Below are 18,393 nucleotides of genomic sequence, written 5' to 3' on the forward strand. Positions count from 1 at the left end.
TTAACTTTCCAGCTTTTCCCGTCTTTTCTTATTGTACTGCTTACGGAAGGACCCCCATGATGACTGCGCCGATAAATGCAAAGGCTGCACATATCACGAGCGCGTTTAGTGGCCGTGTCAGTCCCATAAGCGATAGCCTCCTCTGCAGACTGAAGCCCGATTCTATTGGTTCTCACGCGGCATTGCCAAGCGCTTTCTATGCTGCGGCGCAGCAGCTTTGTGAAAAACGCTTCCTACGATCTTGTATTGCCGCTTGAATTCGCTGCCTAAACGGCCTCCGTCACGTTGTGTTAAGTTGTGTTAACAAGTTCACAGACTCACGCCTCAGCGCACCCTGAGAAGACGGCCGTCGATGGTGATCAGCCCGAGCCCGATCAAAAGCATGCCGGCGATTTCGAAGAGTTCCAGCCTTTCACCGAGAAACAGCGCGCCGAGCAGGATCGCGCTGACGGGTACGATCAGCGTGACCAGCGAAGCGTTGGTGGCGCCGGCGGACGCGATGATGCGGAAATAGAGGATATAGGCGAAGGAGGTGGCGAGCACGGCGAGCGCGAGGACTGCCGCCCAGACGTGCGCACTCGCCGAGAACAGGCCTTCCGGCCCGTGTACAAGCATCACCAGCGGGATCATGACGACGGTCGAGGCGGTGAGCTGCCCCGTCGCCACCACGGGCGGCGGGATAGCGCGGAAGCGACGGGCGAAGATGAAGGCGAAGCCGTAGGAGACGGCAGCCCCCACCAGCGCGAACTTGGCCCAGATCGGCCCGCCGAGGCCGGCTACGAGGCCGGGGCCGATCATCACCGCCGTGCCGGCGATGCCGAAGCCGATGCCGGCAAGCTTGTTCAAGGAGAGTTTCTCGTCCTGCGTCAGCATATTGGCGAGGATCGCCGTCCAGAACGGGGTGGTGGCGTTGAGCACGGAGGCGAGCCCCGCGCCGAGCTCCGTCTGTCCGAGGAAGATGAGGGAGAAGGGGATGATGTTGTTGAGCGTCGCCATAACGAAGAAGCTGCCGGTCATGGAAAAGGCAAGGCGGAAGCTCGGGCCGCGCAGGGCGAGCCAAAGTTGCAGCACCAGGGCGGCGATCGACACGCGGAACATGACGAGCGCCAGCGGCGTGATCTCGGCCACCGCGATGCGGGCAAAGAAGAAGGACCCACCCCAGATGGCACCGAGCAGGATCAGCAGCGCCCAGTCCTGTAGCGACATGTGACGTGCGGTCGCGGCACGGGTCTCGGCTGCCATGGAATTCTCCCGGTGAAAGGACAACCCTTAACACCCGCGCCGTGCGTCACCACCCGTTTTTGGCGCTGGCACAATGGCGATTGCCGCGGTGGCACGAGGCTTGAGGGAGGGGCAACGCCATTCCCTACAAACTGGAAAAAAGCGTTGCCGTTGGCCACCCGTCCGCCGGCAGGCCGAGGCGCAGCTGCTCCTGGCGCACGGCTTCGCGGGTGTTGAAGCCGAGAATGCCGTCGATTCCGCCGACGTTGTAGCCCCGGTCGGCGAGCTTCTGCTGGAGCTGCTTCATGACCTCCGGCGCCAGGCCCGGCTCCGGGGTGCGCGGGTCGAAGGGAGGCGCGCCGTCGAAGCGCGCGGCCAAGTGCGCGGCGGTCAGCGTGTAGACGAGCGACTGGTTCCATTCGAGATAGATGTCGAAATTGTCGTAGGCGAGGAAGGCGGGGCCTTTGTGACCCATGGGCAGGATGAGGCGGGCGGGGAGGGCATCGGGCGGCAGCGGACTGCCATCGCGACGGGTGACGCCGAGAGCGGCCCACTCGCTGCGCGGCAGCTTGTTCGTCAGCCCGGCCTCTCCCCAGGACATGTCGGCCGGCACGCGCACCTCGTCGAGCCACGGCTCGCCGGGCCTCCAGCCAAGCGCGCCGATTGCGTGCGCGGCCGTGAGGATGGCGTCCGGCGCGCTGCCCTTAAGGTCGACGCGGCCGTCGCCGTCGCCATCCACGCCCTTTTCCAGATAATCGCTCGGCAGCATCTGCAATTGCCCGATCTCGCCGGCCCAGGCACCGGTGATGTCGGCGGACACCGCACCCTGGTCGATGAGCTTCAGAAGCGCGATCAGCTCGGGGCGGAAGATCTCCGGCCGCCGGCAGTCGTGGGCCAGCGAGGCGAGCGCGTTCAAGGTGGAGAAATCGCCTTGCACGGCACCGAAATCCGTCTCCAGCGCCCAGAAGGAGGCGATGACCGGGCCCGGAACGCCGAATTCCCGTTCGGCCCGGGCAAAGGTGTCGGCGTATTTTTCCAGGTTCCGCCGGCCGTGGGTGAGGCGGTAGTCGTTTATCATGCGGCTGGCGAACTCGCGGAAGGTCTGCGTGAAGACGCCCTGCGCCCGGTCGGCATTGACCACCCGCTGGTCGAAGGAGGCGCGGTTGAGCGCTGAAAGCCCGGTGGCGCCGACACCCTGGCTTGCAGCCTCGGCCTCGATGCCGGCGCGCCAGGCGGCGAAATCACCGCCGCACTGCTGCGCGAAGGCCGCCGCCGGCATGGAAAGGGCGGCCAGGGCCGTGAACAAGGGGCCGCGTAGATGAGCCAAGAGGCCTCGCAAATGCATGCCTTTTTCCCTCCATATGACCACGGGCACCGTCAGCTGGTATAGGCCTTCAGCCATTCACGCCAGGCTTTGGCGCTGCCGTGGAAGACGTTGATATCGGCGTTTCCCTCGATACCGGGCAAGACGCCCGTTCCCGTATATTGCCAGAACACCCAAGGATGATTGCTATATTTGTCATCCGGATGGCCGGCCACCGAGCGCAGCCAGAAAGGATAACCCTTGAAGCGTCCCAGGCCATTGTCGTCAAAGAAGTCGACGGATGTGTAGATTATAGGGCGCTTGCCGTAATGCCGCTCGACCGCGTCGAGGAAAACCTGCATTTCCTTGCGCACCACCTCCGGGCGCGGGCGTAGCTTGCAGGAGGGGGAGAGGTGGTTCCACTCCATGTCGAGCACCGGCGGCAGGGCTGAAGCATCACGCGGCACGTGGCGGATGAACCAGCGCGCCTGCTCGATCGCCGGGCGGCAGAAATAGAAGAAGTGATAGGCGCCGCGGGCAATGCCGGCGGCTTTTGCGCCCTGCCAGTTGCTGTTGAAGGTCTCATCGAAGCGGTCGCCGCCCTCCGTCGCCTTGATGAAGGCGAAGGCAATGCCGTTGCGCGCCAGGCGCGGCCAGTCGACCGCGCCCTGGTATTTGGAAACGTCGGTGCCGTGAACGGGATAGCTCCAGGGCGGGCGGTCTTCCCATTCATGGGGTTTGTTGTCGGCAAAGCGCAGACCGCCACCGGTGAGTTCGGGCGCCTGGGCTGCGGGCGTCGGCACGAGGTCCGCGAGGTCGTAGCCCCCCCGCGAACAGGCCGTCACCGACATGAGCAGCAGCAAAACCGTCAACAGGCGCATTTTTGGCAGAGCCTCCCCGGCGGCGAATCGCTATCGTGCATATGTTTTCGGGGATAAGCCATGCGGATCGTTCTTTCCATCGTCAAATGGCTCGCGGGCCTTCTGCTCGTTGCGCTTCTGGCCCTGGTCGTTTGGCTGTGGCTGGCGCCGCCGGAGCTTATTCGCGTCGGCGCGAGCTATACCGCCAAGATCGTCTGCTCCAATGTCTTTCTGGCCGGACGCGAGGCTGACGACGTGCTGAGAGAGGACGTGCAGGCGCCGGGACATCCGCTTTTGAGGCTGATGTGGGTGCGTATGGACGCGGAAGAGGGGATCGTGCGGACGGGACTGTTCGGCGTCTTCGGCAACGGGCTCGCCGTCTTTCGCGATGGCACGGGTTGCGCTGTAGTGCCGGATGGCGATCTGGCGGCGGTGCGTGAGGTGGCCATCGAGGCGCCGGCTGCGACCTCGCATGACGAGACGGCGCTGTGGCCGGAGGGGGAGGGGGCTGACACCTCCCGCCACCCCGATATCGCCGCCTTGCTCGAAGATCCGGCAATCGTCGGGCCAGGCCTGCGCGCCGCGGTGGTTGTCCACGACGGGCGCATCGTCGGCGAGCGCTACGGCGCTGGTGACGCCGTTCCTGGCCGGCCGCTTCTCGGCTGGTCCATGACCAAGACCGTCAATGCGGCCATCGCCGGCACGGTGGTGGGATCGGGAAGGCTGTCTGTCGAGGAGGAGGGGCTTCTGCAGGAATGGGCCGGCGACCAGCGCGGCGAGATCACCCTCGCCCACCTCCTGGGCCTCGAAAGCGGCCTTGCCTTCAACGAGGACTACAACGGCGTGAGCGACGTCACGCGCATGCTTTACATGGAGCCGGATATGGCGGGTTTCGCCGCCAATATGCCTCTGCTTTACCGGCCCGGCGAGCATTTCTCCTATTCCAGCGGGACGAGCGTTATTCTGTCGCGTGTCTGGCAGAACGCATTCGCTGACGAGGAGGAAGCGCTGGCATGGCCGCGGCGGGCGCTGTTCGATCCCGCGGGCATGGAGACGGCGGTTTTCGAGACCGACGCGCGCGGCACCTTCGTCGGCTCATCCTACCTCTATGCCTCCGCACGTGACTGGGCGCGCTTCGGCCAGCTTCTCCTGCAGGAGGGCATCTGGGAGGGGCGGCAGGTCCTGCCGGAAGGCTGGGTGGAATGGATGCGCACGCCGACACAGACCTCCGACGGCGAATACGGTCGTGGGCTGTGGATGCAGGGCCCGCGCGTGATGACGCCACGGGACAGGCATCAGGACGACGGCTTCGACCTGCCGGACGACGCCTACTGGATGCTGGGCCATGACGGGCAGACCATCACCATTATCCCGTCGCGCCGACTGGTGGTGGTGCGCATGGGGCTGACGCCGACCGTGCTTGCCTACAAGCCGCAGATCCTGGTTGAGGCGGTGGTGAAGGCGCTCGACCGGGGAGAGGAGTAGATTCTGCCCGCACATCTCAACGCGGCAGTGTCACCACCGCGTATACCGCATAACCGTGAAAACGTGAATCGAAGGAAAGGCTTGCTCCGCGCTTCTCGCACTCTGATTCAAGCACCTCGCGCAATGAATCACGCGGCCTGACGTGAAAGGCGGCGAGCCAGCGCCTGAGGCCTGCGCGGAACCAGCCGGGAAGCCGCTCCTGGCGGCCGAAATCGACGATATGGAGCGACCCGCCGGGTGCCACGCAGTCGAGTGCTGCGGCGACAGTACGCTGCCAGGGCGGGATCATGGAGAGCGCATAGGAGAGGAAGACGCGGTCGAAGTGCCGGCGGCCGAAGAGCCTTTCGGCATCGAAGACGGAGGCGTCGGCCTCGGCCAGATGCACCTTGCCGGCCCCACGGCGCATGCGCTTTTCGGCGGTCCCGAGCATGACGCGGGAGATGTCTAGGCCGAAGAGGCGGGCTTGCGGATACCGCTCGGCGGCGAGCGCCAGGTTGCGCCCGGTGCCGCAGCCGAGTTCCAGCACGCTGCCACCGGGCGGCACGGCGAGGCCGGCAATAAGGCCGTCGCGGCCCAGAAGATAGAATTTGCGGGTGAGGTCGTAGATGTGGCGCTGTCGACGGTAGACGCCGTCCATCAGCCGCGCATGGCCGGGGCCGTCGGTGACGGCCATCAGGCGTCCTTCCTCACATAGAGGTGGAAGCCGCCATAGATGGCCGAGCGATCGCGCGCCGAGTAGTTGCGCGAGCGGGCGAATTCGTAGTGCCACTGGTCGAGCAATTCCTGCCGGACCCGGCCGGGCAGGAGGGTCGGCTGTGCGGCGGTGCGGAAGATGACGCGGGCGCCGGGGGCGGCAGTGCGGGTGATCTCGCTCCACAACGCGTTCAGCTGCCGGTCGCTCATCCAGTCCTGGGCGTCGAGCAGCACAAAGCGGTCGATGCTTGCCGCCGGCTTGATGGCGAGCAGTTCGGTGAAATTGGCATGGTGGACGGCAACGCGGCCGGCATTGGCGCGGATGGTCCGGAAATTTTCGCGCTGGAGGTAGGTAGGAAGCGTGGCTTCCCCCTCCTTCGGATAGCGGCGGGCGAAGGCGGCCCAGGCGAAGTAGTTGTCGCTCAGCGGAAAATGGCAGGCAAGCTTTTCCAGCCGTGCGGAAAGCACCTCGGCCATGGAGCCGCCGGAGCCCAGCAGCGCGTCATACTGCGCCGGCGGGATGCCGAGGCCGAAGAGCGAGGCCTTGCGCGAAGTGGCCCAGCGCACGAGTGGCTTGTCGAACAGGGGCTTGAGCCGTTCTTCGAAGAAGCGGCGCTGCTCGCGGATGTTTTTGGCGTGCATGATCTCGGATGGGTCGACGCCATGCAGGCGGGCGACGCGGTGGCCCGTGGCGATGAAAAAGCCGAGCAGGCCGGTGCGGTAGAAATCGCGGTCGAAGGCGCCGATGCGCCGCCGGCCCAAGAGGTCGCGCGTCTCCCAGTAGCGGCGGCTCGTCGCGTCGAGCCTCAGTGCGATGAAGCGGTCGTAGGCTTCCTCGTTGGCCGTCTCTCCCGGCTGGCCGAAGAACCGCAGGAGGTCACCGTGGGCGGGGAGCGCGGTGAAGGCGGCGAGCTTCAGCCGGTTGAGGGCCACATGGGCGGCGTTGAGGTCGACCACGTCGATGCGGGCGGGCGCGCGGGTGAGGTAGGCCAGCATGTTGCAGCCGCCCGAGGCGATGGTGACGACGCGGTGGCCTTCATCGAGCGCCATCGCCTCCATGTCGACTTCCGGGTCCTCCCAGATCTGCGGATAGACGAGACCGGAGAAGAGGAGCGCGAACAGGCGCTCCGAAAGCCCCGCCTTCGTCAGGGCGGCGTTCTGATAGACGGCGCTGCCGATACGGCGGCGGGAGGAGAGGCCAATATCGGCGGAAAGGTCAGTCATGGGAGAATCCCCTTGGACGCTACCCAAAGGGCTAGCGGAGATGCGTGACAGGGGGGTGAAGGCGGTATGACGGTATGTGACGGGGCTGTGGAGGAGGGGCGGCTGCCCGCCTAACCAGCGGCGGAGATCCGCCCGCAGCTTGGAACATGTCGCTGGAGCTTGGGTTAGAGCCGCAGGCCCGAAGACTAGGAGATGGCAATGGATCCGAAAACCGCGCTGCCGCTCAATACCAGTCGCAACATGCCGATACTCGGCCTCGGCACCTGGCAACTGAAGGACGATACGGCGGGCACGATCGCCGCCGCCCTAGAGCTCGGCTATCGCCTGATAGACACGGCCGTGGATTACGGAACGCAGCCAGGCATCGGCGAAGGCATCCGTCGCAGTGGCGTCGAACGTTCCGATTTCTATCTCGTCACCAAGGTGGAAGAGACGGACGACGCCTATGAGGCGACCCGCGCATATCTGGGCGAACTCGGCCTCGACTACGCAGATCTCATGCTCATACACCGCCCGCCGTCATCCGGCCCCGGCGAGGACCTGTGGCGCGGGCTGATCAAGGCGAAAGAGGACGGCCTTACGAGGGACATCGGCGTCAGCAATTATTCCACCGACCGTATCGACCGCCTGATCGATGCCACTGGCGAGGTGCCGGCGGTCAACCAGATCGAGTGGAGCCCGTTCGGCTACAGCGACGACATGCTGCGCTACGGGCGGGAGAAGAACATGGTCATCCAGGCCTATAGCCCGCTGACGCGCGGCAAGCGGCTCGACGATACCACACTCGGCGAGATCGCCGGCAAGCACGGCAAGTCGCCGGCCCAGGTGCTGATCCGCTGGAACCTGCAACGCGGCACGGCAGCCGTACCGAAGGCCAATCAGCGTGCCCACCTGGAGGAGAACATCGACGTCTTTGATTTCGAGCTGAGCGAAGATGACATGGCGCGGCTCGACGGTTTGAACGAGCGCTTTTCGTCGCTTGGGAGGCTTCCGTATGCCTAGACATTAGGCCGGCGCTGGTTCTCCCACCATCTGAGCACGCGCATTGCCCTGAGAGTCACCCACCGGGAGGGCTTGTCCGGCCCGTCGTCGACCTCGAACCAGACCCGCCCCTTCGGGCGCCAGTCGAGAGGCCACGTGCCGTCCTCCAGCCGCCGGGAGCGAATGTGGTCGATCGCCTCGCCGAGCCGCGGATCCGGATCGGCGCCGCTCGGCATCGCGGCGGAGCGGAAATAATCGAGCGCGCGCAGGATGTCGTAGCGCCAGCGGTTCGGATGCAGGAAGGACAGAAACCGCTCGTCCGCCGGCTCACCCGTCGTGAGACGGCGGAAGAGCTTGCGCCTCAGCAGATACTCCTCGCCCGACCTGCGCGCTTTCCGGGAGGCAGGCGTGCCGCCGGTGGCTCTTTCGTATTCCAGGAGCCCTTCCAGCACGTTGATCGTGCTGTCGAATGACGAGCGGACCGAGCCGTTGCACCTCTCGCAGTTCCAGCCGCCATCGTCCTGACGCTCGCCCACGAGCCTGCCGACAATGGGCGAGACGTCGACCCCGAAATAGGCGCCGTCGGCAACGGTCCGGCCGTTGATGCACTCCTCGACCTCGCCCTCCCAATAGGGCTGGCCACCCTCGTCCCAACGTGAGTTGGCGCCGATCAGCTCGACGGTCCGTCTGGCCCGGCTTGACGCGGGATCGAGACCGAATTCGCGCAGCTGTGTCAGCGAAAAGCACGTCGCCGTCCACGGCTGACCGACCTCCCGCCACTCGCGCGGATCGAAATCGGTCGGGACAAAGGCACCGCCCGCCCATTGCCCGTCCTCGTCCTGGAAGGAGAGGAGCCTGGCTCCCCAGCCCTCGGTCTCCACCTTGGCCCGCTCCGCCGCCCACTCTGGATCCGGGGCATCGAGCAGGTCGCGCATCACCTGCCACCGGATCGATGGGTCGGAGTCGAGAAGCCAGTCGATCACCGATCCGGGGTTAGTCATCAGAGCGAACCTATCAGCAGGTCGGGGCCGGTAGATTATTTCTAATCGCTTCTACCGACCCGTGCCAAGCCGATGCGTTCGTGGGAAATCCGGGCTAGCCCCGCCCGAACCCGCCAGCAGTCGGCGTGGTGACGATGACGGCTTCGCCGGCCTCCACCACCGTCTGGTCGCATCCCTTCAGCGTCTCGATGCGGCCGTCCTTGCGGCGTACCTCGGTCTTGCCGAGCTGGCCGTCGTCGCCGCCGTCGACGCCGCGCGGGGGCACCGTGCGGTGGGAAGAGAGGATGGCGCATTCCATGGTTTGAAGAAAGCGCAGGGTGCGCCGCGTGCCGTTGCCGGCGTTCCACTTGCCCTTGCCGCCGGAGCCTTCGCGGATGTGGAAATCTTCCAGAAGCACGGGGAAGCGCAACTCCAGGATTTCGGGGTCGGTAAGGCGGGAGTTGGTCATGTGGGTGTGGACGCCGCTCGTGCCGTTGAAGCCGCGGCCGTCGTTCATGCGGCCGGCGGGAGAGCCGGAACAGATCGTCTCATAGTACTGGTAGGTCTCATTGCCGAAGGTCAGGTTGTTCATCGTCCCTTGCGCGTTGGCAAGTGCCCCCATGGCGGCGAACAGCGCGTTGGTGACGTGCTGGGAAGTCTCCACGTTGCCGGCAACGACGGCGGCCGGATAGGAGGGGCGCAGCATGCAGCCCTCGGGAATGACGATCCTGATCGGCCTCAGGCAGCCGGCATTCATGGGGATGGAGCCCTCCACCATGACGCGGAAGGCGTAGAGGACGGCGGCGCGGGCGACAGGCTCGGGCGCGTTGAAGTTGTTCTTCATCACCGGCGAGGTGCCGGTGAAGTCGACCGTCGCCTCGCGCTTTTCCCGGTCCACGGTGATCTTCACCTTGATCGCCTGGCCGGTGTCGGTCGGGTATTCATATTCGGAGACGTCGGGCAGGCGCTCCAGCACGCGGCGTACGCTTTCGGCGGCGTTGTCCTGGACGTGGCCCATATAGGCCTCCACCACGTCGAGGCCGAAGTCGGTGACCATCTTCCTCAATTCCGCCACGCCCTTCTCGTTGGCGGCGATCTGTGCCTTCAGGTCGGCGATGTTCTGGTGCGGGTTGCGGGCCGGGTAGGGATGGTTTGTGAGGAGGTCGTGCAATTCCTTCTCGCGGAAGCGGCCGCGTTCGACGAGGCGGAAATTGTCGAACAGCACGCCTTCCTCGTCCACATTCGTGGCGAGCGGCGTCATGGAGCCGGGTGCGGTGCCGCCGACATCGGCATGGTGGCCGCGCGAGGCTGTGTAGAACAGGATGTTTTTTCCCTGCTCGTCGAAGACAGGCGTCACCACCGTGATGTCGGGCAGGTGCGTGCCGCCGTTATAGGGGGCGTTAAGGGCGAAGACGTCGCCGGGGTGGATGTCGCCCTCGTTCAAGCGGATGATGGTCTCCACCGAGCGGTCCATGGAGCCCAGATGCACCGGCATGTGAGGTGCATTGGCCACAAGCGCGCCGTTGCGGTCGAAGACGGCGCAGGAAAAGTCGAGCCGCTCCTTGATGTTCACCGAATAGGCGGTGTTCTGGAGTGTGACACCCATCTGCTCGGCGATCGACATAAAGAGGTTGTTGAAGACCTCGAGCATCACCGGGTCGGCCTCGGTGCCGAGTGCGGCCTGGCGCGGCTTCTTCTCGACGCGCCGCATCAGCACGTGGTTGCGTTCGGTGATCTCGGCCTGCCAGCCGGGCTCGACGACGATGGTCTGGTTGTCCTCGATGACGAGGGCCGGGCCCTTGATCCGGTTGCCGGGGGCAAGATCGGCGCGGCGGAAGACGCCGGCCTCGCGCCATGTGCCCTCGCAGAAGATGCGGCGGGTGACGTGCGGCGCGGGATCGTTGTCGTTGACGGCAAGCTCCGGCTCCCCCGGCCCCGCCGCGCGGGCGTCCACGCCCTCGACATTCACTGCCTCGACGACCATCGGCTTGTCGTCGTAGACGAAGCCGAACTGCGCCTTGTGGGCCGCCTCGAAGGCGGTCTTGGCGGCGCCGATGGAGCGCTCGTCGAATGGGACGGAAAGCGTGGTGTCGGTGCCGTCATAGCGCACTTCGAGGCGCAGGCGCCACTCGGTCGCCTGCGCCTCCACGCCTTGGTCCGTCAGCTCCTTCAGCACCTCCTCGCGCAACTCAGAAATCAGCGCCTCGATCTCGGGCAGGGCGGCCTGGGACAGCGGCTTGATCAGCGCCTTCTGGCGCGAGGCCGAGACGGTGGCAAGGCCGATGCCGTATGCCGACAGAAGGCCCGAAAGCGGATGGATGAGGACCGATTCCATGCCCAGCGCGTCTGCCACCAGGCAGGCATGCTGGCCGCCGGCGCCGCCGAAGCAGTTGAGCAGATAACGGGTGACGTCATAGCCGCGCTGGACGGAGATCTTCTTGATGGCGTTCGCCATGTTTTCAACGGCGATGGTGACGAAGCCCTCCGCCACCGCCTCCGGGCTGCGGCCGTCGCCGACCTTTTCGGCAAGCGCCGTGAAGCGCTGGCGCACCGTCTCGCCATCGAGCGGCTGGTCCTGGCCGGGGCCGAAGATCGCCGGGAAGAAGTCGGGCTGCAGCTTGCCCAGCATCAGGTTGGCGTCGGTGACGGCGAGCGGGCCGCCGCGGCGGTAGCAGGCGGGACCGGGATTGGCGCCCGCCGAATCCGGGCCGACCTTCAGACGCGCGTCCGCGTAGTGCAGGACGGAGCCGCCGCCGGCGGCCACCGTGTGGATGCGCATCATCGGCGCGCGGATGCGCACGCCGGCGATCTCGGTGTCGAAGGCGCGCTCATACTCGCCCTCGTAATGGGCGACGTCGGTGGAGGTGCCGCCCATGTCGAAGCCGATCACCTTCTCAAAGCCGGCGATCCTCGCCGTCTCCACCATGCCCACCGCACCGCCGGCAGGGCCGGACAGGATGGCGTCCTTGCCCTGGAATTTGTCGGCTGCGGTGAGCCCACCGGAGGACATCATGAATTTGAGTCGGGGGAAGGTCGGCGCTGAGGAGGCAGGAGAGCGAATCCCCAGTTCCCCCGCCACCAATTGCACATAGCGGGCGAGGATGGGGGAGAGATAGGCGTCGACCACTGCGGTGTCGCCGCGGCCGACGAGCTTTATCAGCGGCGAGGTGTCGTGGCTCGCCGAGACCTGCGTGAAGCCGAGGGCGCGGGCGAGCTCCGCCGCCTTTTTCTCATGCTCCGGAAATTTCCACGAATGCATGAAGATGACCGCCACGGCATCGATGCCGTCCTTTCTTGCCGCCTCCATCTCGCCGCGCACCGCCTCGAGATCGAGTGCCGCCTCCACCGTGCCGTCGACGCGCACGCGTTCAGGCACCTCGACGACGCGCTCATAGAGCTGCTCGGGCAGCACGATCTCCTTGGCGAAGATGTCGGGGCGGGCCTGGTAGGCGATCTTCAGCGCGTCGCGGAAGCCTTTCGTAATCAGCAGGAGCACGCGGTCGCCCTTGCGCTCCAGAAGCGCGTTGGTGGCCACGGTGGTGCCCATCTTCACCTCGCCCACGAGGTGCGAGGGCATGGGCTCTCCCGCCTTCACGCCCAAAAGGTCGCGGATCCCTTGGATGCCGGCGTCGCGATAGGCTTCGGGATTTTCCGATAAGAGCTTGCGCGCATGCAGCGCGCCGTCGGGGTCGCGGCCGATGACGTCGGTGAAGGTGCCGCCACGGTCGATCCAGAAGTCCCATCTGCCGGCAGTCATGTGCTCGCTCCTCTTGCATCGGCCATCGCCGCAGCAAAACCACGTCTCGAATAAAACGTCAATAATTTATTGACAAAATCTCACAACGTGCGACCCTCGCGCCTGGCATTGTTTTCGAGGTAGCCATGACGCAGCAGAACGAGGGAATAGGGCCGATTGTTGCGGCCGCGCATCTTGCGGCCGGCCGCATGCCGGCGCTGTCGGAAATCGAGTACGCCATGACCCTGATGCACCACTCGTTCGAGCGATGGATGGTGCGCTGCATGGCGGCGGCAGGCGTATCGGGGCTGCAGCCGGTCGCCGTGCACCTTTTGCACGCCGTCGCCCACCGCGGGCGCGAGAAGACGCTGTCGGAACTGTGCATGATGTTCAACATCGAGGACACCCACGTCGTCACCTACGCGATCAACAAGCTGGCAGCGCTCGACCTGGTGAAGAGCGGCCGGCGCGGTAAGGAGAAGACGGTCAAGGCGACGGAAAAGGGCGTCGAGGCCTGCCGGCGCTATCACGAGGTGCGCGAGGCGCTGCTGGTGGACAGCATGAAGCGGCTCAACCTCGATGAAAAGGCGCTGTCGGGCATCGCCGCCACCATGCGCAGCATCTCCGGCCAGTACGATCAGGCTGCCCGCAGCGCCACCATCCTGTGAGTGGCGGTGACGCGATGTCGATCATTCGACTGTAACCGCTCTTCAAGAAATGTGACGAAACTCCGGAATAACAGCGCGCATTCCTGCCCCGGCTGCCCAGCGTGGGACTTGTGCCCGCCATAAGGCTTGCCTGAAAAGGAGAGATGGCATGAACAAAGTTTTCATCGGGCTTATGTCCGCGGCGGCCCTTGTGGGGCTTGCCGCATGCGACGAGGGCGGTGATGCGCCTGCGCCGGAGCAGACGGCACCGCTGGAAGAGCCGGCAGAGGGGACCGACGACACAACGACACAGGGCCTTGAGCCCGATGCCGGCGGGACGGGCGAGGATACCCAGCAGTAGACGCTTTCCCCGAGCAGTTCGAGGTCCGCACCGAAATCTCCCTGAGATGGCGTATGTCCCCAGGTCGCCACGGGGGAAAGGTTTAAGGCTGGGTCTCGTCCACGAGAAAGGCCGGTTCGCCGGCCTTTCTTTTTGCGTGCGCGGGCGGTTGGAGACGGGCATTCCCGTCACGGTCGGGCGCGACGAAAATCCAGCCTCGAATTCGTCGGCAAATCGTTTTAAAAGTGCCGGCGATGAGCATCCTTGTCCGCATCTCCGACCTCCTGACCCGCGCATCCGGCAGCGTTTCGACGCTGGTGGAGGCGGTGCGCATGGCCTTCAAGGGTGACCCGGAGCTGCGGCGACGGGTGGCCTTCTCGATCGCGCTGATCGCGTTGTCGGCCAAGATGGCCAAGGCCGACGGTATCGTGACGCCCGACGAGGTGCGCGCCTTCCACGAGATTTTCTCCGTACCGCGCGAGGAAATGCGCAATGTCGCCCGCCTCTACGACCTCGCCAAGAAGGACGTGGCCGGCTTCGAGGTCTATGCGCGACAGATGGCTGGGCTGTGCGGCTCGGGCAAGCCCAACTGCGCCATGCTGGAGGACATTCTCGACGGGCTGTTCCACATTGCCAAGGCCGACGGCGTGCTGCACGACGGGGAGCAGGAATTTCTCGCCCGCGTGGCGGAGATCTTCGGCATCAACGAGGCACACTACGCGCAAATCCGCGCCAGGCACGTGACGGAGGGTGAGGGCGATCCATACATCCTGCTCGGCGTAGGGCGCGATGCTCCCTTTCAGGAGATCCGGCGCCGCTACCGGGAGCTGGTGGCCGAAAGCCATCCCGACCGCCTGATCGCACGCGGCGTGCCGGAGGAGTTCATCGCCATCGCCAACAGCCGCGTCGCCGCGCTAAACGCGGCCTATGAGCAGCTCGAGAAAACCCGGCGGACGGTATGATCGGCTTTGCCGCCGAATACGCGCCGGCGCAAGTGCGCGTCTCCCCGAATTTTGGCGAGCGGCGTGGCGGGATGCGGCCGGACACGCTGATCCTGCACTATACCGGCATGGAGAGCGGCGAGGCGGCGGAGCGCCGGCTGTGCGATCCCGAAAGCGAGGTTTCGGCGCATTATCTCGTGCACGAGGACGGGCGTGTCGTGCAGATGGTGCGTGAGGGCGCGCGCGCGTGGCACGCAGGCAGGGGGTCCTGGCAGGGGATGAGCGACGTCAACTCCTTCTCCATCGGCATTGAGATCGTTAATCCCGGCCACGAGCTCGGCTACCCGGATTTTCCCGCCCAGCAGATCGCCGCGGTGATCGCCTTGTGCCGCGATTTATGCCGGCGGCACCCGATTGTGCCGCAAAGGGTGCTTGCCCATTCGGACGTGGCACCTGGTCGCAAGGTCGATCCGGGCGAAAAGTTCCCCTGGGATCTCCTGGCGCGCGAGGGGATCGGACATCATGTCGTGCCGGCGCCGCTGACGGACGGTCCGGTGCTCGCCGAGGGAGACCGGGGCGAGGCGGTGGAGGCGCTGCAGACGATGCTGGCTCTTTATGGCTATGGCGTTGAGATAACTGGCTTTTTCGATGCCGCCACAACGACCGTTGTGAGCGCCTTCCAGCGCCATTTCCGCCCGGTGCGGGTAGATGGCATCGCTGATCCCTCGACCCGCGACACGCTTTCGCGGCTCTTGTCCGGACTGCCCAAAGACGATCTCGGCTGAGTAGTAACTATTTCACAGCGTCACATCTTTTGAGTGCGCAAGCCCTTTTTGGCGCATTTTTGCCTGCCACAGGCGCCGCTGGGTCGGCGGCGGGAATTTCCACGCCGTTCAATCAACAAAACGCGCTGCATCCGCGGCGACAAAATAAAACGGATTACAATGCACATCAAAATTCTTGTTGCGGCAACGCTCGTTGTCGGCATGACGACGGGCGGCTCCGAGGCCGCAAGTGACGCTCCCGAGACGCCTGCCGTCGTGACGGCCAATGCAAACGGCACCAACAAGGGCTCACTTGCCCCCTTGCTCAAGCAGTTCATACGGGGCGGAAAAGCTGCTCCCACTGCCGAACGCGAGGAAAAGGTGGCGCGACTGGAAGAGTTCGCCAGCGGCACCAGCCGCAATGCCAAGCGGGTGAACGAAGCCAAATCGCCCAAGGCCAGGCAATCCTACCACACGATCATTTCGCGCTATGCCGCCGAATACGGCGTGCCGGTGGCGCTCGCGCATGCCGTTATTTCGGTGGAGAGCAATTACCGCGCCTCGGCGCGTGGCAGGGCGGGCGAAATCGGCCTGATGCAGATCAAGCCGTCCACCGCTCGCGGCCTGGGCTACCGCGGATCCGCCGGCGCGCTCTTCGACCCCGAAACGAACATCAAGTACGGCATGAAATACCTCGCCGGCGCATACCGGCTGGGAGGCGGCAATACCTGCGGCGCTATCCTGCGGTACAATGCCGGCCATGGCGCCAAGCGCATGAACCCGGTCTCCTCTGCTTACTGCACCAAGGTGAAGCGCATCTTGGCTGGCGGGTAGCGCATTGGCCCGAAAGCCGGAACTCGACTAAGGCGTTTATCATTCATCTGAAGCGTGCGGCAGAACGCAGGCAGCAGGTCGAAAGGCTGGCTGCCTGTCCCGGCGGAAATCAATTGCGCGAATGGGCGGCGCTTGGCAATGAAGTGGGCCGCACACGCTCGACCACATCCATCTGCCGGAGCAGCCGCCGGATGAGGCGATGCGCCAGATTGTCCGCTCGCGCAGCCTCCTTGAGGATATTTTCGGTGAGAAAGTGCTTTCCTTCAGTTATCCGTACGGACAGGAGGGAGAGATATACCGCCGGATGGTTCAGGAGGCGGGATAGCTTTATGCCGTGACAACCTGTCGTGGCCGCGCACGCCTTCTGACGCCCTGTCTGGCTCCCTCGCGCTACGATCCGGCGCAATGACACATCGCTCCATTTTTTGAAGAAGTGCCTGACAGGATAGCCGTCCACTCCCGGCATTTGCGATGTCCGCGGCCAACCAACTATCTCTGGGACGACGAATTATCCCGCCGAATAAATGTCTTAAGCTTTAGCCGGAAGGCATTGCTTTTTAGTGCTCGAATCCCTTTATACGATGCACCAGCCGGTCGGACGGCCGCACGCGCAAGCGCTTGAAAAGGCCGCGCGTGAGGAAAGTCCGGGCTCCACGGAAACACGGTGCCGGGTAATGCCCGGCGGGGGCGACCCCAGGGAAAGTGCCACAGAAAGCAAACCGCCCGGCGAAGCCCGAAGGGCCAAGCCGGGTAAGGGTGAAAGGGTGGGGTAAAAGCCCACCGCGCGCCTGGCGACAGGGGCGGCACGGCAAACCCCACCGGGAGCAAGACCGAATAGGAACGGCATGAAGGGCAACCTTCAAGGGCGGTTTCCGGCCCGGCCGTTCGGGTAGGTTGCTTGAGGCCGGCGGCAACACCGGTCCCAGAGGAATGGTCGTCACGTCGCACAGCCCACGGGCGGTGCGGCCATACAGAACCCGGCTTACAGACCGGCTGGTTTTTTCATTCTTCCTTAGTAAGAGCGGCCTGGCCCTCGTCTCCGGGAGGGATGCGTTGAGGTGGGATAAATCCCCCCGCGCGTCATCCCGGTCAAAACGAAGTGAGGGCCGGGATCCATTCCGTGACACCGCCGTTCCGGAACGGGCCCCGGACAGCCGCAGCTATCGCTCCGGCTTCCGGGATGACGGCGTGGATTTGATCCGGCCTAAGGGCATCCCACTCTAATATGCCCTGCGGAGGGAGATGAACCCGCCGGTCTGGTGATAGTCATAGATGTCGACATTGCTGTCGCGCCCCTCGTGAAAGATCGTGAATTCCGGCTTGATCCCCTTCCATTCCAGCCGGTCGTGGGAGACGGAGAAGGAGGGACGCACCGTTACATCTTTCCGGTTCAGCCTCCAAAACGGATCGTATTCGGTGAACCTCGTCCAACTCGCTGACAGGTTGGGCGACACGTTCCAGCCACCGAATTTCACGTCAAGCCCGACGGTCGTGCTTGGCTTGTCGTAAGAGTAGTAATCGTTGAGGGCGTTCTGGTGCTCCAGAGAGGCATTCCAGAAGAAGGTCGCGTTCGGGCGGAACGTCCAGTCGCCAAAGAGATAGGGCCTGTAGAACTGGCCCGATCTGTCGTGGTCCTCCGAAAACGTATAGCCGATGTCGCCGCCCACGCCGATCCGGCTCGTCGAGGACAGGGTGAAGCGCCGCCAGGCGCCGAGCGTGGGGCGCATAAAGGGGCTGTCCTCGTTCAGTTCCGCATCCAGGCTCGCCTCGACAAACAGCTTCGACGGCAGCATGCGGCCGACGGAAAACCGGCCGCGCAGCACGTTGAGCTCGTCGTGCTCAAAAAGCCGCGCGCTGCCGTTGAACTTGGTCAGCAGGCCGTTGTCCCAAAGCTTTTCGACGGAAATCCAAGGCTCGAAGCCGTGCGCGAACTCCCGTGGCGAGGAGGGTTCGTATTCGAGCGGAATTCCGTTGAAGAAGATCGTCCCGCCCGAGGGAGCGCGGGCGGGATTGCTGTCGCTTACGATTCTGGCGCCGAAGCGGACGCGCAGAATATGCAGCTCCGCCTCTTCGATGAAGGGCAGGATGTTGCGCTTGACCGTCTTGGGTGTGCCGGGCGCATCGTAAACCTCCCGGAAAAGCGCCAGCGCCTGCTTGAATTTGCCGACGCTGAAATAGGACCGGGCAAGCTCCAGCTTTATTCGCGCGGTCGGGACTGCCCTCAGCAAGTGGCGATAGTTGCGGATAGCGATATCGTGCCGCCCGGCCTGGGCGGCAGACAGGCTTTCCATGAAAATGGCGTCGGCTTCTTCGGGGGCCAGTCTCTCTGCGTTCGCTACCGTACTGAAGACAAGACAAATGGCGAATGCAGCCAGTATCTTCAT

The 18,393-nt window shown here is 64.7% G+C and carries 15 protein-coding genes, 1 other RNA gene and 1 pseudogene; 9 read left to right on the forward strand and 8 right to left on the reverse strand.

What is annotated here, in order from left to right:
- Positions 1 to 324: 324 nt before the first annotated feature.
- The 3 genes from N5A92_RS08055 to N5A92_RS08065 form a co-directional block, all read right to left on the reverse strand.
- Complete coding sequence (locus tag N5A92_RS08055) at positions 325 to 1,242, reverse strand: DMT family transporter (RefSeq protein ID WP_260901632.1); 918 nt, start codon at positions 1,240 to 1,242, stop codon at positions 325 to 327.
- A gap of 124 nt (positions 1,243 to 1,366) precedes the next feature.
- Positions 1,367 to 2,566 (reverse strand): lytic murein transglycosylase, encoded by a 1,200-nt coding sequence (locus N5A92_RS08060; protein ID WP_425248550.1) that lies wholly within the window; start codon positions 2,564 to 2,566, stop codon positions 1,367 to 1,369.
- A 32-nt stretch (positions 2,567 to 2,598) separates the two neighbouring features.
- Positions 2,599 to 3,405, reverse strand: a complete 807-nt coding sequence (locus N5A92_RS08065) for a glycoside hydrolase family 25 protein (RefSeq protein WP_260901634.1) — start codon at positions 3,403 to 3,405, stop codon at positions 2,599 to 2,601.
- A 60-nt stretch (positions 3,406 to 3,465) separates the two neighbouring features.
- Between N5A92_RS08065 and N5A92_RS08070 the strand changes: the two genes are divergently transcribed.
- The gene (locus tag N5A92_RS08070; RefSeq protein ID WP_260901636.1) at positions 3,466 to 4,869 is read left to right on the forward strand and encodes a serine hydrolase domain-containing protein; all 1,404 of its coding nucleotides are present in this window, start codon (positions 3,466 to 3,468) and stop codon (positions 4,867 to 4,869) included.
- A gap of 16 nt (positions 4,870 to 4,885) precedes the next feature.
- Here N5A92_RS08070 and N5A92_RS08075 read toward each other — a convergent pair whose 3' ends face one another.
- Positions 4,886 to 5,542: a class I SAM-dependent methyltransferase gene (locus N5A92_RS08075; protein ID WP_260901637.1), complete on the reverse strand. Its 657-nt coding sequence runs from the start codon at positions 5,540 to 5,542 to the stop codon at positions 4,886 to 4,888.
- Positions 5,542 to 6,786, reverse strand: a complete 1,245-nt coding sequence (locus N5A92_RS08080) for a BtaA family protein (RefSeq protein ID WP_260901638.1) — start codon at positions 6,784 to 6,786, stop codon at positions 5,542 to 5,544. The genes N5A92_RS08075 and N5A92_RS08080 overlap by 1 nt, the downstream gene beginning before the upstream one ends.
- 198 nt (positions 6,787 to 6,984) lie before the next feature.
- On the opposite strand from N5A92_RS08080, the gene N5A92_RS08085 reads away from it, so the two are divergent.
- Positions 6,985 to 7,788: an aldo/keto reductase gene (locus N5A92_RS08085; protein WP_260901639.1), complete on the forward strand. Its 804-nt coding sequence runs from the start codon at positions 6,985 to 6,987 to the stop codon at positions 7,786 to 7,788.
- Here N5A92_RS08085 and N5A92_RS08090 read toward each other — a convergent pair.
- Positions 7,785 to 8,768, reverse strand: coding sequence for a squalene cyclase (locus N5A92_RS08090; RefSeq protein ID WP_260901641.1), 984 nt, complete (start codon positions 8,766 to 8,768; stop codon positions 7,785 to 7,787). The genes N5A92_RS08085 and N5A92_RS08090 overlap by 4 nt on opposite strands.
- A gap of 94 nt (positions 8,769 to 8,862) precedes the next feature.
- On the reverse strand, positions 8,863 to 12,504 hold the full coding sequence (locus tag N5A92_RS08095) for a hydantoinase B/oxoprolinase family protein (RefSeq protein WP_260901642.1): 3,642 nt from the start codon (positions 12,502 to 12,504) through the stop codon (positions 8,863 to 8,865).
- A gap of 125 nt (positions 12,505 to 12,629) precedes the next feature.
- Here N5A92_RS08095 and N5A92_RS08100 point away from each other — a divergent pair, with 125 nt between their 5' ends.
- From N5A92_RS08100 to rnpB, 7 genes and pseudogenes are all read left to right on the forward strand, one after another.
- Positions 12,630 to 13,151 carry a winged helix DNA-binding protein gene (locus tag N5A92_RS08100; protein WP_260901643.1) on the forward strand — a complete coding sequence of 174 codons (522 nt, stop codon included), beginning with the start codon at positions 12,630 to 12,632 and terminating at the stop codon, positions 13,149 to 13,151.
- 148 nt (positions 13,152 to 13,299) lie between these two features.
- Positions 13,300 to 13,491: a hypothetical protein gene (locus N5A92_RS08105; protein WP_260901644.1), complete on the forward strand. Its 192-nt coding sequence runs from the start codon at positions 13,300 to 13,302 to the stop codon at positions 13,489 to 13,491.
- Between the two features lie 233 nt (positions 13,492 to 13,724).
- On the forward strand, positions 13,725 to 14,432 hold the full coding sequence (locus N5A92_RS08110) for a J domain-containing protein (protein WP_260901645.1): 708 nt from the start codon (positions 13,725 to 13,727) through the stop codon (positions 14,430 to 14,432).
- Entirely contained in the window at positions 14,429 to 15,196 is a 768-nt protein-coding gene (locus N5A92_RS08115) for a peptidoglycan recognition protein family protein (RefSeq protein ID WP_260901646.1), read from the forward strand. Before N5A92_RS08110 ends, N5A92_RS08115 begins: the two co-directional genes overlap by 4 nt.
- A 159-nt stretch (positions 15,197 to 15,355) precedes the next feature.
- Positions 15,356 to 16,009, forward strand: coding sequence for a lytic transglycosylase domain-containing protein (locus N5A92_RS08120; RefSeq protein ID WP_260901648.1), 654 nt, complete (start codon positions 15,356 to 15,358; stop codon positions 16,007 to 16,009).
- A gap of 157 nt (positions 16,010 to 16,166) precedes the next feature.
- Positions 16,167 to 16,334: pseudogene (locus tag N5A92_RS27460) on the forward strand (polysaccharide deacetylase family protein); the annotation flags it as partial.
- Between the two features lie 261 nt (positions 16,335 to 16,595).
- Positions 16,596 to 17,010: RNase P RNA component class A (gene rnpB / locus N5A92_RS08125), an RNA gene on the forward strand.
- 219 nt (positions 17,011 to 17,229) lie between these two features.
- On the opposite strand, the gene N5A92_RS08130 is transcribed toward rnpB, so the two are convergent.
- Entirely contained in the window at positions 17,230 to 18,393 is a 1,164-nt protein-coding gene (locus tag N5A92_RS08130; protein WP_260901649.1) for a surface lipoprotein assembly modifier, read from the reverse strand.

Source organism: Chelativorans salis, from assembly GCF_025336525.1.
Classification (GTDB): domain Bacteria; phylum Pseudomonadota; class Alphaproteobacteria; order Rhizobiales; family Rhizobiaceae; genus Chelativorans; species Chelativorans salis.